Annotated in this window: 10 protein-coding genes; all 10 read left to right on the plus strand. The window is 66.5% G+C overall.

The window, feature by feature from the left end; all coding sequences use genetic code 11:
- Positions 1 to 41 precede the first annotated feature (41 nt).
- The 10 genes from clpA to ACZ50Q_RS11250 all read left to right on the plus strand — a co-directional run bounded on the left by clpA (position 42) and on the right by ACZ50Q_RS11250 (position 15,172).
- A complete protein-coding gene (gene clpA, locus ACZ50Q_RS11205; protein WP_076522044.1) occupies positions 42 to 2,354 on the plus strand; it encodes an ATP-dependent Clp protease ATP-binding subunit ClpA in 2,313 nt (770 codons plus the stop codon).
- Positions 2,354 to 3,688 carry a paraquat-inducible protein A gene (locus ACZ50Q_RS11210; protein ID WP_464081530.1) on the plus strand — a complete coding sequence of 445 codons (1,335 nt, stop codon included), beginning with the start codon at positions 2,354 to 2,356 and terminating at the stop codon, positions 3,686 to 3,688. Before clpA ends, ACZ50Q_RS11210 begins: the two co-directional genes overlap by 1 nt.
- Before the next feature lie 47 nt (positions 3,689 to 3,735).
- The gene (locus ACZ50Q_RS11215) at positions 3,736 to 5,400 is read left to right on the plus strand and encodes a PqiB family protein (protein WP_464081531.1); all 1,665 of its coding nucleotides are present in this window, start codon (positions 3,736 to 3,738) and stop codon (positions 5,398 to 5,400) included.
- Between the two features lie 6 nt (positions 5,401 to 5,406).
- Positions 5,407 to 6,102 (plus strand): PqiC family protein, encoded by a 696-nt coding sequence (locus tag ACZ50Q_RS11220; RefSeq protein ID WP_464081532.1) that lies wholly within the window; start codon positions 5,407 to 5,409, stop codon positions 6,100 to 6,102.
- A gap of 169 nt (positions 6,103 to 6,271) precedes the next feature.
- Positions 6,272 to 10,093, plus strand: a complete 3,822-nt coding sequence (gene putA, locus ACZ50Q_RS11225) for a trifunctional transcriptional regulator/proline dehydrogenase/L-glutamate gamma-semialdehyde dehydrogenase (protein WP_464081533.1) — start codon at positions 6,272 to 6,274, stop codon at positions 10,091 to 10,093.
- Between the two features lie 243 nt (positions 10,094 to 10,336).
- Complete coding sequence (locus ACZ50Q_RS11230; RefSeq protein ID WP_076520339.1) at positions 10,337 to 11,482, plus strand: branched-chain amino acid ABC transporter substrate-binding protein; 1,146 nt, start codon at positions 10,337 to 10,339, stop codon at positions 11,480 to 11,482.
- A gap of 228 nt (positions 11,483 to 11,710) precedes the next feature.
- Positions 11,711 to 12,562: a branched-chain amino acid ABC transporter permease gene (locus ACZ50Q_RS11235; protein WP_369825618.1), complete on the plus strand. Its 852-nt coding sequence runs from the start codon at positions 11,711 to 11,713 to the stop codon at positions 12,560 to 12,562.
- Positions 12,559 to 13,647: an ABC transporter permease subunit gene (locus tag ACZ50Q_RS11240; RefSeq protein WP_076520341.1), complete on the plus strand. Its 1,089-nt coding sequence runs from the start codon at positions 12,559 to 12,561 to the stop codon at positions 13,645 to 13,647. The genes ACZ50Q_RS11235 and ACZ50Q_RS11240 overlap by 4 nt, the downstream gene beginning before the upstream one ends.
- Positions 13,644 to 14,447: an ABC transporter ATP-binding protein gene (locus ACZ50Q_RS11245; RefSeq protein ID WP_464081534.1), complete on the plus strand. Its 804-nt coding sequence runs from the start codon at positions 13,644 to 13,646 to the stop codon at positions 14,445 to 14,447. The genes ACZ50Q_RS11240 and ACZ50Q_RS11245 overlap by 4 nt, the downstream gene beginning before the upstream one ends.
- Positions 14,444 to 15,172, plus strand: coding sequence for an ABC transporter ATP-binding protein (locus ACZ50Q_RS11250; protein ID WP_076520343.1), 729 nt, complete (start codon positions 14,444 to 14,446; stop codon positions 15,170 to 15,172). Before ACZ50Q_RS11245 ends, ACZ50Q_RS11250 begins: the two co-directional genes overlap by 4 nt.
- Positions 15,173 to 15,203: the final 31 nt, after the last annotated feature.

Consider the following 15,203-nt stretch of genomic DNA (forward strand, 5'->3'; position numbering starts at 1 on the left):
GAATCGTGTATTAGCCCGCTTCGATGCGTTACGGAGGAAGCGTGATTTCTCAAGAGCTTGAAGTCAGCCTGCATATGGCTTTTGTCGAGGCCCGTTCGGCCCGGCACGAATTTATCACCGTCGAGCACCTGCTCTTGGCGTTGCTCGACAACGCTTCGGCGGTCGAGGTCCTGCGCGCATGCGCCGCCAACCTGGATGACCTGCGCCGCAACCTGCGCCAGTTCGTATCGGAAAACACGCCGGTGATCCCGAGCGGCGCCGAAGTCGACACGCAGCCGACGCTGGGTTTCCAGCGCGTGATCCAGCGCGCGATCATGCACGTTTCGGCGGGCGGCACGGGCAAGAAGCCCGTCACCGGCGCCAACGTGCTGGTCGCCATTTTCGGTGAAAAGGACTCGCATGCCGTGTACTACCTGCAGCAGCAGGGCGTCACGCGCCTGGACGTCGTCAATTTCCTGTCTCATGGCATCACCAAACAGCCGCAGGTGGAGTCCGCCGCCGTGCAGAAAGAGCAACAACCCAATGGCGAAGAGCAGGGCGATTCCCGTCAGTCGCCGCTGGACCAGTACGCCACCGACCTGAACGCCGCCGCCCTTGCCGGGCGCATCGATCCGCTGATCGGACGCGAACACGAGGTCGAGCGCGTCATCCAGGTGTTGTGCCGCCGCCGCAAGAACAACCCGCTGCTGGTGGGCGAAGCCGGCGTGGGCAAGACCGCCATCGCCGAAGGCCTGGCCTGGCGCATCACGCGCGGCGAAGTGCCGGAAATCCTGCAGGCGGCCCAGGTCTATTCGCTGGACATGGGCGCGCTGCTCGCCGGCACCAAGTACCGCGGCGATTTCGAACAGCGCCTGAAGGGCGTGCTCAAGCAGATCCGCGGCAACCCCGATGCGATCCTGTTCATCGACGAAATCCATACGCTGATCGGTGCCGGTTCGGCATCCGGCGGCACGCTGGATGCGTCCAACCTGCTCAAGCCGGCCCTGTCGTCGGGGCAGTTGAAGTGCATCGGCGCAACCACCTACACCGAGTATCGCGGCGTCTTCGAAAAGGACCATGCGCTGTCGCGCCGGTTCCAGAAGATCGACGTGGCCGAGCCCAGCATCGAGCAGACCGTGCAGATCCTGCGCGGCCTGAAGAGTCGCTTCGAAGAGCACCACAGCGTGCGGTATTCGGCCGCGGCGCTGTCGGCGGCCGCCGAACTGTCGGCCCGCTTCATCAATGACCGCCACCTGCCGGACAAGGCCATCGACGTCATCGACGAGGCCGGTGCCGCGCAGCGCCTGCTGCCGCGTTCGCGCCAGAAGAAGGTCATCGGCAAGGTCGACATCGAGAACATCGTCTCCAAGATCGCGCGCATTCCGCCGCAGTCCGTCTCCAACGACGACCGCAGCAAGCTCGCCACGCTGGACCGCGACCTGAAGACCGTGGTGTTCGGCCAGGACGGCGCCATCGATGCGCTGGCCGCCGCCATCAAGATGGCGCGCTCCGGACTGGGCAAGCCCGAAAAGCCCATCGGCGCCTTCCTGCTGTCCGGTCCCACCGGGGTGGGCAAGACCGAAGTCGCGCGCCAACTGGCGTTCACGCTGGGCGTGGAGCTGCTGCGCTTCGACATGTCCGAATACATGGAGCGTCACGCGGTGTCGCGCCTGATCGGCGCGCCGCCGGGATACGTGGGCTTCGACCAGGGCGGCCTGCTCACCGAAGCCATCACCAAGCAGCCGCATTGCGTGCTGCTGCTCGACGAAATCGAAAAGGCGCATCCGGATGTGTTCAACATCCTGCTGCAGGTCATGGACCACGGCACGCTGACCGACAACAACGGGCGCAAGGCAGACTTCCGCAACGTCATCCTCATCATGACGACCAACGCGGGCGCCGAGACCTTGAACCGTCCGTCCATCGGTTTTGCCAATTCGCGGATGGTGGGCGACGAAATGGCGGAAATCCGCCGCATGTTCACGCCCGAGTTCCGCAATCGCCTGGACGCGATCATCCCCTTCGCCGCGCTGGACCACGAGGTCATCATGCGCGTGGTGGACAAGTTCCTCATGCAACTCGAAGACCAGTTGCACGAGCGCCGCGTGGAAGCCGTATTCACCACGCGCCTGCGTGAACACCTTGCCAAGGAGGGGTTCGATCCGCTCATGGGCGCGCGTCCCATGCAACGCCTTATCCAGGACACCATCCGCCGCGCGTTGGCCGACGAACTGCTCTTCGGCAAGCTGGTCGATGGCGGCTCGGTCACGGTGGATCTGGACGAGTCGGGCAAGGTGACGCTGGACTTTGACGACAGCGGCAAGCCGCCTTCGTCGGACGCGCCGGACAAGCAGGAAGTCGAACTCGTCGACTGATGACCGCGGACCGCCAGCCGCTGATCGAGTGCGAGCACTGCGCCAGCATCTATCGCCGACATCAGCTTGAACCTGGCGAGACTGCCAATTGTGCCCGCTGCGGCGCCGTGCTCTGGCGCTACAGCGGGCTTACTTTGTCCAATTGGCTGGCGCTCGCCATCACTGCCCTGATCGTCTTTGGGGTGGCCAACGCCTACCCGGTCGCCTCGATGTCCGTGCAGGGCATGGTCCAGCAGGCTTCACTGCTGGACGCCATTTCCATCACCTGGCGCCAGGGCCATTGGGTGGTCGCCATCATGACCGGCCTGGCCGGTTTTGCGCTGCCGCTGCTGCAGCTCTCGGTGCTGCTGTGGGTGCTGGGGCCGTTGTCCCGGCACCGCGAGCCGGCAGGGTTCCATGGCGCCATGCGCCTCTTGGGCGCGCTGCGGCCGTGGTGCATGATCCCGGTGTTCCTGCTTGGCGTGCTGGTCGCGGTGGTCAAGCTGGCGGGCATGGCCGCGGTGTCGCCGGGTATCGGCCTGATTGCATTCGGCGTGCTGACGGTGCTGCTCACCATGCTGGGCCGGCTGTCGCCCCACGTGTTGTGGCGCTATGCCGAATCCGTGCATGTGGTGCCGGTTCACGTGCCCGAAAGCAATCCTGACTCGGTATTGACCAGCTGCCACGTCTGCGGCCAGGTCCAGGCCCTGCCGCGCGACGCCGACCCGGAGGCGCACCATCACTGCGTGCGCTGCCACGCGGTGGTCCATTACCGCAAGCCCGATCACGTGGCGCGCACCTGGGCGCTGCTGCTCGCGGCCATCGTTTTCTACATCCCCGCCAACGTGCTGCCGGTCATGAAGGTCAGTTCGCTGCTGGGCGACAGCGCGCATACCATCCTGGGCGGCGTCGTGGAGCTCTGGGAAATGGGCTCCTGGGATATCGCACTGATCGTGTTCATCGCCAGCGTGGCGGTGCCGCTGACCAAGCTGCTCGCGCTCATCCTGCTGCTGCTGACCGAGCAATGGCGCAGCACGACCAATCTGCGGCCGCGCACGCGTTTGTATCAGATGGTGGAATTCATCGGCCAATGGTCGATGCTGGATGTATTTGTCGTTATATTGCTGGCGGCCCTGGCCGATTTCCAGGGACTGATGGAGATCAGCGCTGGCGCGGGTGCCGCCGCGTTCGGCGTGGTGGTCATCCTGACGATGCTGGCGGCCATGAGCTTCGACCTGCGCCGCAGCTGGGACCTGGAGGGGCAGGCCGAGATCATTGAATCAGCGCCGGTAGAGGCCCGGCGCGCGCCGGCGCCCGTCGCCGGAACCCCCGTCGCCGGCAAGGAAGTGGGCTAGGAAAGGCCTTCAGCCGTTGTTTTCCGCTCAAAAAAAGGAAAGAGTAGATGTCCGAGCAAGCCCCCGGGTCCAGTGACGAGAAGTTCACGTCGCCCGCGATCTCGCGCAAGAAACAGAGCCGGATCTCCTGGATCTGGCTGGTGCCCGTGGTGGCCGCCCTGATGGGCCTGTCGCTGGTCGTGCGCACCTGGATGCAGGCTGGCCCCGATATTTCCATCTCGTTCAACACCGCCGAGGGGCTGGAGGTTGGCAAGACCCAGCTGCGCTACAAGGACGTGACCATCGGCACGGTCAAGTCCATCGGATTCAACGCCGACCGCAGCAAGGTGGTCGTGCAGGCCGAACTGGCCAAGGAAGTCTCGGACCTTGCCCGTGAAGGCACCAATTTCTGGGTGGTGCGGCCGCGTCTGGACGTGAGCGGCGTATCCGGGCTGGGCACGCTGCTGTCGGGCGCCTACATCGGCGTGGATGCCGAAGAGGGCAAGAACGGCACCAACCGCGCCACCAAGCTGTCCTTCGAGGGCCTGGAAGTCCCGCCCGCCGTCACGCATGACCGCGCGGGCAAGCGCTTCATGCTCAAGGCGTCGGACCTGGGCTCGCTGGATATCGGATCGCCGGTGTACTTCCGCCGGATCAACGTGGGCCGCGTGATCGGCTATGCCCTGGACGAGGACGGCAGCGCCGTCAGCGTCGAGGTCTTCGTGGATGCGCCCAACGACAAGTTCGTCACCAACGGCACGCGCTTCTGGAATGCCAGCGGCGTGGACTTCAGCGTCAACGCCGATGGCCTGAAGGTGCGCACGCAATCGCTCGTGTCCATGGCGGTGGGGGGCGTGGCCTTCGCGCCCGTGCAGACCGCGCGCGACGGGGCCGCGGCCGCGCCGGCCGACGCCGAATTCGACCTGTATCCCACAGAGGCTGCTGCCAAGGCCAATCCGGACGGCGAGGCCTTCCCGATCCGCATGCGCTTTGACCAGTCGATCCGTGGCCTGGCTGTCGGCGCGCCCGTTGATTTCAACGGCATCACGCTGGGCGACGTCACGCAGATCACGCTGGACTTCGATCCGGAGACCAAGCGCTTCTATTCGCTGGTGGACGCGACGCTGTATCCGGAACGCCTGGGCCGCGTGTACGAAGAAGTGCGCGAGCGCGCGCTCAAGGACGGCGACGTGGCGGGCGGCCGCCTGCTCGGCGTGATGATCAAGCATGGCTTGCGCGCGCAACTGCGCACGGCGAACCTGCTCACCGGCCAGCTGTATGTGGTGCTGGACAATGTGCCCAACGCCAAGCCGGTGGAGTTCGAGATGTCGACGCCCGCGATGATCCCGACGGTGCCGGGCAACCTGGATCAGCTCCAGCAGCAGGTCACCAACATCGTTGCGAAGATCGAGAAGATCCCGTTCGACAAGATCGGCGAGGACCTGCGCGCGACCTTGGCCAGCACGTCCAAGCTGATGAACCGCCTGGACAAGCAGGTGGCGCCGGAGGCGCAGAAGGCGCTCAAGCAGGCCAAGGATTCGATGGCCAACATCAATTCGCTGCTGGCTTCGGACGCCTCCTTGCCGGTCAACGCCGAAAAGGCGATGCAGGAACTGAGCCGCGCGGCGCGGTCGTTGCGCGCGCTGGCCGACTTCCTGCAGTCCAACCCTGAAGCCCTGTTGCGCGGCAGGGGCGAAGATCCCATTCCGGGCGCCGGCCCAGTCAGGAACTAGATGCTCATGAATAGCCGACCCTCACACGATGCGCTCCAGGCCCGGGACGGGCTTGCCTTGCGGCGTTCGCGCGCCGCGCTGGCCGTGCTGGCCCTGTCCGGTGCGCTGGCGGCGTGCGGCTCCTCGCCGCCCGTTCACTACTACACGTTGCAGACGCCCGCGGCGTCGCAGCCAGGCGGCCCCGCCGCGGGCTCCGCCTCGTTCCTGCTCGAAGTGCAGCCCGTGTCCCTGTCCATGCAGGCCGACCAGCCGCAGCTCATGGTGCGCACCGGCGACGGAAGCATCTCGGCCCTGTATTCGGAGCGCTGGAGCTCGCCGCTGGGCGATGAACTGCGCAACGCCTTGTCCGATGCGCTCAAGCGCGACCTCGGCGCGCTGGACGTCCAGATGGTCAAGCCTGGTCCCGGCGCTCCCATCTGGCGCGTGCAGACCGACGTACAGCGATTTGAGATGGTGTCGGGCAGCATGGCGCAGCTGGACGCCACGTGGCGCGTGCGGCCCGTCAACGCCAAGGGGACTGGCGTGTTGTGCCGCAGCGTCGTCACCGAGAGCGTTACGGACAGCGAAGTGCCCAGCCTGATCGCCGCGCAGCAGCGCGCGGTCGTCAGCCTGGCGGGCGTCATGGCCGATGCGATCCGGGGTCAGGCGCCCGCCGGTTCGGCCTCCGTCCAGATGATGGGGTGTTCCGCGCTGAAGGAATGACGTGCCCGCGGCGGCATAAGCTTGCGTTCTCAAGTGGTTAACTCAGGGGCAACCTAGGGTTAACCTTAATACAAACGCGGTTGCAACCTGTCTAGCATACGGTCCTACCCCTACTGGGTTTCGATCGAGCCCAGTTACACCTTTGCCATGCGACAGGAAGCAATCTCTTATGGCCAGCACGACCCTCGGCGTCAAAGTCGATGACGCACTCCGCGACCGCCTGAAAGCCGCCGCCCACAAGCTCAACTGCACGCCGCACTGGCTGCACAAGCAGGCGATTCTTTCCTATCTGGACAAGATCGAGCGCGGCCATCTTCCCGCGGAGATGTCCCATCTGGGCGCCGACTCCGCTGGCGACGAAGATGCCGCCGAACTCCATTCCGCGCCTACGCCTCCGTTCTACGAGTTTGGCCAGGACGTGCAGCCGCAGTCCGTGCTGCGCGCGGCCATCACGGCGGCCTACCGCCGCCCGGAGCCCGAATGCGTGCCGCTTCTGCTGGGCCAGGCCCGTGTGCCCAACCTGGAAAAGGTGCATGCGATGGCCGCCGGGCTGGTCAAGAAGCTGCGCGGCAAGCGCAGCGGCGGCGGGGTGGAAGGCCTGATCCAGGAATTCTCGCTGTCCAGCCAGGAAGGCGTGGCGCTGATGTGCCTGGCCGAAGCGCTGCTGCGCATTCCGGACCGCGCCACGCGCGACGCGCTGATCCGCGACAAGGTCGCCCGCGGCGACTGGAAGTCGCACATGGGCGGCTCGCAATCGCTGTTCGTCAACGCCGCCACCTGGGGGCTCATGATCACCGGCAAGCTGGTCGCCGTGAGCAGCGAGCAATCGCTGTCCAAGGCGCTGACGCGCTTGATCGGCAAGGGCGGCGAGCCGCTGGTGCGCAAGGGCGTGAACATGGCCATGCGCATGATGGGCGAGCAGTTCGTGTCGGGCCAGACCATCTCCGAGGCGCTGGCCAACAACCGCAAGATGGAATCGCGCGGTTTCCGCTATTCCTACGACATGCTCGGTGAAGCCGCCACCACGGCGCAGGACGCGGAGCGCTACTACGCATCCTACGAGCAGGCCATCCACGCCATCGGCAAGGCCGCCGCGGGCCGCGGCATCTACGAAGGCCCCGGCATCTCGATCAAGCTGTCTGCCTTGCATCCCCGATACTCGCGTGGCCAGCGCGAGCGCGTCATGGCCGAACTGCTGCCGCGCGTGAAGGCGCTGACCATCCTGGCGCGCAGCTACGACATCGGCCTGAACATCGACGCCGAAGAAGCCGACCGCCTGGAGATCTCGCTGGATCTGCTGGAAGCGCTGTGCTTTACGCCCGAGCTCGAAGGCTGGAGCGGCATCGGCTTCGTCATCCAGGCCTACCAGAAGCGCGCGCCGTTCGTGATCGACTACGTCATCGACCTGGCCCGCCGCAGCCGCCATCGCGTGATGGTGCGCCTGGTGAAGGGCGCCTACTGGGACAGCGAAATCAAGCGCGCGCAGGTCGACGGCCTGGAGGGCTATCCGGTCTACACCCGCAAGGTGTACACGGACGTGGCGTACCTGGCGTGCGCCCGCAAGCTGCTGGCCGCGCCGGAAGCCGTGTATCCGCAGTTCGCCACGCACAATGCCTACACCCTGGCGGCGATCTACCAGCTTGCCGGCCAGAACTATTACCCCGGACAGTACGAGTTCCAGTGCCTGCACGGCATGGGTGAACCGCTGTACGAAGAAGTGGTGGGACCGCTGGCCCAGGGCAAGCTGAATCGTCCCTGCCGCATCTACGCCCCGGTCGGCACGCACGAAACGCTGCTGGCCTACCTGGTGCGCCGCCTGCTCGAAAACGGCGCCAATACGTCGTTCGTGAACCTGATCGGCGACGAAACCATCCCGGTCGAGACGCTGGTCGCCGATCCGGTGGAAGCCGCCTCGCGCATCGTGCCGCTGGGCGCGCCGCATGAAAAGATTCCGCTGCCGCGCGATCTTTACGGCAACCCGCAAGAGGGCGCCCGCGCCAATTCCGCGGGCCTGGACCTGAGCAACGAGCATCGCCTGGGTTCGCTGTCGGCCGCGCTGCTGGCCAGCGCCGGCACGCCGTGGCGCGCCGGCCCGATGTTGGGCGAAGAGGGCGAGCCCTGGGATGCCGCCCGCGCAATCGAGGTGCGCAATCCCGCCAATCTGCGTGACGTGGTGGGCCATGTCATCGAGGCCCAGTCTTCGGACGTGGATCTCGCGCTGCGCGCCGCCGCCAATACCGCGCCGATCTGGCAGTCCACGCCGGTGGCCGAGCGGGCGCAATGCCTGCGCCGCGCCGCGCAACTGCTGGAAGAGCAGATGCAGACCCTGCTGGGCCTGATCGTGCGCGAAGCCGGCAAGTCGCTGCCCAACGCGATCGCCGAAGTGCGCGAGGCCGTGGACTTCCTGCGTTACTACGCCGACCAGGCCGAGCAGGAATTCAGCAACGACACGCATCGCCCGCTGGGCACGGTGCTGTGCATCAGCCCGTGGAACTTCCCGCTGGCCATCTTTACCGGTCAGGTCGCCGCGGCGCTGGCCGCGGGCAATACGGTGCTGGCCAAGCCGGCCGAGCAGACGCCGCTGATCGCGGCGCAGGCCGTGGCCGTCCTGCGCGCGGCGGGCGTGCCCGCCGGCGCCGTGCAGTTGCTGCCGGGCCGCGGCGAGACCATCGGCGCGCAACTGGTCGCCAACGCCGGCGTGCGTGGCGTGATGTTCACCGGGTCCACCGACGTGGCTCGCATCATCGCGCGCACCCTGGCCGACCGCCTGGACGACAACGGCCACACCATTCCGCTGATCGCGGAAACGGGCGGCCAGAACGCGATGGTGGTGGACTCGTCGGCGCTGTCCGAGCAGGTCGTGTTCGACGTGCTCAGCTCCGCTTTCGATTCGGCCGGCCAGCGCTGCTCGGCACTGCGCGTCCTGTGCGTGCAGGAAGACAATGCGGACCACGTGCTGACGATGCTGCGCGGCGCGATGCGCGAGCTGGCCGTGGGCAACCCCGACCGCCTGTCGGTGGACGTGGGCCCGGTCATCGACACCGAAGCGCGCAACGGCGTCCAGCGCCACATCGAATCCATGCGCACCGCCGGCCACCGCATCGATCAGGTCGAACTGAACGGCGAATGCCGCCACGGCACCTTCGTGCCGCCGACCATCATCGAGATCGACCACATCAGCGAACTGACGCGCGAAGTCTTCGGGCCGGTGTTGCACGTGGTGCGCTACAAGCGCGACGAACTGGACGCCTTGCTCGATGCGATCAACGGCACGGGTTATGGGCTGACCTTCGGCGTGCATACCCGTATCGATGAAACCATCGCCCACGTGACCGGCCAGGTCCACGCCGGCAACGTCTACGTCAACCGCAACATCGTGGGCGCCGTGGTGGGCGTGCAGCCCTTCGGCGGCGAATGCCTGTCGGGCACCGGTCCCAAGGCGGGCGGTCCGCTGTACATGTACCGCCTGCTGGGCACGCGCCCCGCGGGTCTGCCGCCGGCCCTGGACGCCGCGGCGCCGCTGCCGCAGCGGATCGCGCTGCCCGGTCCCACGGGCGAGACCAATACGTACATGGTCGAGCCGCGCGGCGCGGTCTATTGCGTGGCGGCCACCGAGGCCGGCGCGCGCGCGCAATGGTCGGCGGCCCGCCTGACGGGCAACCACGCCTGGTTCGCGGACACGCCTGCGGCGCAGGCGCTGCTGGCCACGCTGGACGCCGAGCAGCAGGGCCAGGCGGGCATCCTGGCGGACACCGACGTCGACGATGCGGATTACCAGGCCGTGCTGTTCGAAGGCGACGGCGATGCGCTGAAGGCGCTGAACCAACGCATCGCGCAGCGCCCGGGCGCCATCCTGGCGGTGCATGGCCTGACCTCGGACGCCTTGGCGGCAGGGGCCAGCTATGTCCCCGAGCGCCTGTTGACCGAGCGTTCGATCAGCGTGAATACCGCGGCGGCGGGCGGCAACGCCAGCCTCATGACCATCGGTTGAGCGCGGCCAAGGGGTAACCCTTGGCCACCCAAGGGTTATCTCCAATATCGGGCTAGGTTGCACTGGAACGAAAATCCGGTCGCACCTCTGGCCTGGCTGCCGCAATCCGGCATCCAGGCACTGCAGAAAATGCATGCGCGGGACCCGGCGATCACCGGGCCCGCGGTAGTGAAAAAACCAAAACCCCTGGCTAAAAGCTCAGGTATAACAGGCCTTAGGTCCGACATTCCGGAGGATACCCCCATGAAGTTCCGCACCACTTTGAAGCTTCTTGCCGCCAGCATCGCCGCCGCTGGCATGACCGCGGCCGCGCACGCCGCCGACGTCAAATTCGGCTTTGCAGCCCCGCTCACCGGTCCGCAATCGCATTACGGCGAAGACATGCAGAACGGGCTGAACCTGGCCCTGGAAGAAGCCAACAAAAAGGGCATCAAGGTCGACGGAGAGACGGCCAAGTTCGTGCTCGTGTCGCGCGACGACCAGGCCGACCCGCGCGTGGGCGTGCAGGTGGCGCAGCAGCTCGTCGACCAGGAAGTCGTGGGCATCCTGGGTCACTTCAACTCGGGCACCACCATTCCCGCGTCGCGCGTCTACCACGAAGCCGGCCTGCCGCAGATCGCCATGGCGACGTCGCCCGAATACACCAAGCAGGGCTACGAAACCACGTTCCGCATGATGACCAGCGACACCCAGCAGGGCGCCGCGGTCGGCAAGTTCATCGTGCAGAACCTGAAGGCCAAGAAGGTCGCGATCATCGACGATCGCACCGCCTACGGCCAGGGCCTGGCGGACGAAGTCGAAAAGGCGGTCAAGGCCGCCGGCGGCCAGGTCGTGCGCCGCGAATACACCACCGACAAGGCCAACGACTTCACGGCCATCCTGACCAACATCAAGGGTTCCGCGCCCGACGCCATTTTCTACGGCGGCCTGGACGCGCAGTCGGGCCCGATGAAGCGCCAGTTGGCCACGCTGGGCCTGAAGGCGCCGCTGGTGTCGGGCGAAATGACGCGCAGCGACACCTTCATCAAGCTGGCGGGCGATGCCGCCGACGGCACCTACGCCTCGCTGGCCGGCGTGCCGCTGGACAAGATGGCCGCGGGCAAGGACTTCGAGCAGAAGTACCAGGCGCGCTTCAAGAAGGCGCCCGGCGTCTACGCGCCCTACGCCTACGACGGCGCCTGGAACATGATTACCGCCATCGAGCAGGCCGGTTCCGCCGACCCCGAAAAATACCTGCCCAAGCTGGCCAAGCTGAACCGCAAGGGCGCGACCAGCGAGCACATTTCGTACGACGACAAGGGCGACCTGAAGGAAATCTCGGTCACCATCTACGAAGTCAAGAACGGCAAGTGGGAGATGGTTGAAACGATGGTCAGCCAGGCTAATTAAGCCGGCTTGAACGAGGGCGGACGCTGGCTGCGCCACGGTCCGCCCGCTTCTTCCCGCAGGCGCCGTCCGGCGCCGCGGCGCGCGTTGCGCGGCCAGGCCTTTGCGCCCTGGTTGCCGCCCGCGATTTTCCAGGCTTATTCAGCGGCCCCTATGGATATCTTCATTCAACAACTGATTAACGGCGTCACGCTCGGCAGCGTGTACGCCCTGGTCGCCCTTGGCTACACCATGGTGTACGGCATCATCGGGCTGATCAACTTCGCGCATGGCGACGTCGTCATGATCGGCGCGATGGCGGCCACGACGGTTGCCATTTCGCTGGTGGGCGGCGACCCCGGCGCCTCCGCCTTCGTGGTGCTCGGCGTGGGCCTGCTCGTCTCCGTGCCGCTGTGCATGGCGGTGGGCTGGACGGCCGAGCGCGTGGCCTACCGGCCGCTGCGCCGCGCGCCGCGTCTCGCGGCGCTGATCACGGCCATTGGCGTGTCCATCATCCTGCAGAACCTCGCGATGATGGGCTGGGGGCGCAACTATCTGAACTTCCCGCAGGTGCTGTCGCCGCAGGTGTTCGAGTTTGCCGGCGCGCGCATGAGCACGCTGCAGATCGCCATCGTGGTGATCGCCGCGCTCATCATGGGCGGGCTGCTGGCCGTCGTGCACAAGACCCGCCTGGGCACCGCGATGCGCGCCACCGCGCAGAACCGCGAAGTGGCGGGCCTGATGGGCGTGAACATCAACACGGTGATTTCCGCGGCCTTCCTGATCGGATCGGCGCTGGCCGCCGTGGCGGGCATGATGGTCGCCACCTATTACGGCGTGTCGCAATACACGATGGGCTTCATGCTGGGCCTGAAGGCGTTCACCGCCGCAGTGCTGGGCGGCATCGGCAATCTGGTCGGCGCGATGGCGGGCGGCCTGCTGCTGGGCATCATCGAGTCGCTGGGCGCGGGCTACATCGGAGACCTGACGGGCGGCTTCCTGGGCAGCCATTACCAGGACGTGTTTGCGTTCTTCGTGCTGGTGCTGGTGCTGATCTTCCGTCCCTCCGGCCTGCTGGGCGAACGCGTGGGGGATCGCGCATGAACACGCACCTGAAAAACAGCGGGTTCTCGACCCGCAACCTGATCGGCATCGCCCTCATCGGCATCGTGCTGGCGGTGCTGCCCTTCGTGATCGGCATGGCCGGGCAGAGCTGGGTCCGCATCCTGAACTTCGCGTTGCTTTACGTCATGCTGTCGCTGGGCCTGAACATCGTGGTGGGCTTTGCGGGCCTGCTCGACCTGGGCTATATCGCGTTCTATGCAGTGGGCGCCTACACGTGGGCGCTGCTGGCGTCGCCGCATTTCGGCCTGCACCTGCCGTTCTGGGCCATCCTGCCGATCGCGCTGGCGGTGGCGTGCCTGTTCGGCGTGCTGCTGGGGGCGCCAACGCTCAAGCTGCGAGGCGACTACCTGGCGATCGTGACATTGGGGTTCGGAGAGATCATCCGCATCTTCCTGAACAACCTGAACGCGCCCATCAACATCACCAACGGGCCGCAGGGCATCAACCGCATCGATACGTTCAAGGTGGGCGAGTTTGCGTTTGGACGCACGCAGAGCCTGCTGGGCATCCGCTTCACCGGGCCCGAGAAGTACTACTACCTGCTGCTTGCGCTGACGTTGATCATCATCGTGGTGTGCGTGCGCCTGCAGAACTCGCGCATCGGCCGCGCCTGGGAGGCCATCCGCGAGGATGAGATCGCCGCCAAGGCGATGGGCATCAACACCCGCAACATCAAGCTGCTGGCCTTTGCGATGGGCGCGTCCTTCGGCGGCGTGGCGGGCGCGTTGTTCGCGTCGATGCAGGGCTTCGTCAGCCCCGAGAGCTTCTCGCTCATGGAATCCATTTCGATCCTGTGCATGGTGGTGCTGGGCGGCATGGGCCACATTCCGGGCGTCATCCTGGGCGCGCTGATCCTGGCCGCGCTGCCGGAATTCCTGCGCGCGGTGGTTGAACCCGTCCAGCACATGGTGTTCGGCGAAGTGGTGCTGGATCCGGAAGGCATCCGCATGCTGCTCTTTGGCCTTGCCATGGTGTGCGTCATGCTGTTCCGCCCGGCCGGCCTGTGGCCGTCGGCGGTGCGCAAGCGCGAACTTGCCACCAAGACGCAAGGAGGCGCGGCATGAGCAAACTGCTGCAAGCCCGGGGCCTGGGCAAGCGCTTCGGCGGCCTGCAGGCCTTGTCGGACGTCAGTTTCGACATTGAGCAGGGCGAAATCTACGGGCTCATCGGTCCGAACGGCGCGGGCAAGACCACGTTGTTCAACGTGCTGACGGGTCTGTACATCCCCGAAGAGGGCACGTGCACCTTCAATGGCGAGTCCATGACGGGCAAGAAGCCGCACGAGGTGGCGTATGCGGGTCTGGCGCGCACGTTCCAGAACATCCGCCTCTTCGCCAACCTGAGCGCGATCGAGAACGTGATGATCGGCCGCCACTTGCGCACCCGCGCGGGTGTGCTGGGCGCGGTGCTGCGCACCCGCGCCACGCGCGCCGAAGAGGCCGCCATCGAGGCGCGCGCGCAGGAACTGCTGGACTACGTCGGCATCGGGCACCGCGCCAATGACGTGGCGCGCTCGTTGCCCTACGGGGACCAGCGGCGCCTGGAGATCGCGCGCGCGCTGGCGACGGATCCCAAGCTGCTGGCGCTGGACGAACCCGCCGCGGGCATGAACGCATCGGAAACGGTGGTGCTGCGCAAGCTGGTCGAGAAGATCCGCGCGGACGGCGTGACCGTGCTGCTGATCGAACACGACATGAAGCTCGTCATGGGCCTGTGCGATCGCGTGCTGGTGCTGGAATACGGCAAGGTCCTGGCGATGGGCAAGCCCGCCCAGGTACAGCGCGACCCCAAGGTCATTGAAGCGTATCTGGGCGCCGGGGCCGCCCAGGATCCGAACATCCACAACGAGGGCCAGGCAACATGACGGCATCCCAACCCCTACTGGAGCTGCGGGGCCTGCAGGTGTCCTATGGCGGCATCCGCGCGGTGCGCGGCATCGACCTGTGCGTGGACGAAGGCGAACTGGTCTGCCTGATCGGCGCCAACGGCGCCGGCAAGAGCACGACGCTGCGCGCCATCTGCGGCCTGGTGCCGCTGGCCGGCGGCGAGATCGTCTACGCCGGGCAGTCCATTGGCGGACAGAAGTCGCACGAGCTGGTCCGCAAGGGTCTGGTCATGGTGCCCGAGGGCCGCGGCATCTTCGGACAGCTCACCATCGAGGAAAACCTCGCCATGGGCGGCTATGTCCGCCGCGATGCGGCGCAGATCCGCCAGGACACCGATCGCGTCTTCACGCTGTTTCCGCGCCTGGCCGAGCGGCGCAGGCAGGCCGCGGGCACCTTGTCCGGCGGCGAGCAGCAGATGGTGGCCATGGGGCGCGCCATGATCGCGCGTCCCAAACTGCTGCTGCTGGACGAGCCGTCGATGGGGCTCGCGCCCCTGATGGTGGAAAAGGTGTTCGACGTGGTGCGCACCATCGCCAGCGAAGGCGTGACGATCCTGCTGATCGAGCAGAATGCGCGGCTGGCGCTGGAGAACAGCCACCGCGGCTATGTGATGGAGTCGGGCGAGATCACCTTGTCCGGTCCCGCGCGCGACATGCTGCACGATCCCAAGGTGCGCGCGGCGTACCTGGGCGAAGTCGAGTGATCCCGGGCGGCGCGGGGCGGTCTTTGCCGCC

The organism is Achromobacter sp. T5-5 (assembly GCF_055397965.1).

Excerpts from the sequence above, each read along its gene's own strand:
- ACZ50Q_RS11210 (WP_464081530.1), top strand. The coding sequence starts at position 2,354 with ATGACCGCGGACCGCCAGCCGCTGATCGAGTGCGAGCACTGCGCCAGC.
- ACZ50Q_RS11215 (WP_464081531.1), top strand. The coding sequence starts at position 3,736 with ATGTCCGAGCAAGCCCCCGGGTCCAGTGACGAGAAGTTCACGTCGCCC.
- ACZ50Q_RS11220 (WP_464081532.1), top strand. The coding sequence starts at position 5,407 with ATGAATAGCCGACCCTCACACGATGCGCTCCAGGCCCGGGACGGGCTT.
- putA (WP_464081533.1), top strand. The coding sequence starts at position 6,272 with ATGGCCAGCACGACCCTCGGCGTCAAAGTCGATGACGCACTCCGCGAC.
- ACZ50Q_RS11230 (WP_076520339.1), top strand. The coding sequence starts at position 10,337 with ATGAAGTTCCGCACCACTTTGAAGCTTCTTGCCGCCAGCATCGCCGCC.
- ACZ50Q_RS11235 (WP_369825618.1), top strand. The coding sequence starts at position 11,711 with ATGGTGTACGGCATCATCGGGCTGATCAACTTCGCGCATGGCGACGTC.
- ACZ50Q_RS11240 (WP_076520341.1), top strand. The coding sequence starts at position 12,559 with ATGAACACGCACCTGAAAAACAGCGGGTTCTCGACCCGCAACCTGATC.
- ACZ50Q_RS11245 (WP_464081534.1), top strand. The coding sequence starts at position 13,644 with ATGAGCAAACTGCTGCAAGCCCGGGGCCTGGGCAAGCGCTTCGGCGGC.
- ACZ50Q_RS11250 (WP_076520343.1), top strand. The coding sequence starts at position 14,444 with ATGACGGCATCCCAACCCCTACTGGAGCTGCGGGGCCTGCAGGTGTCC.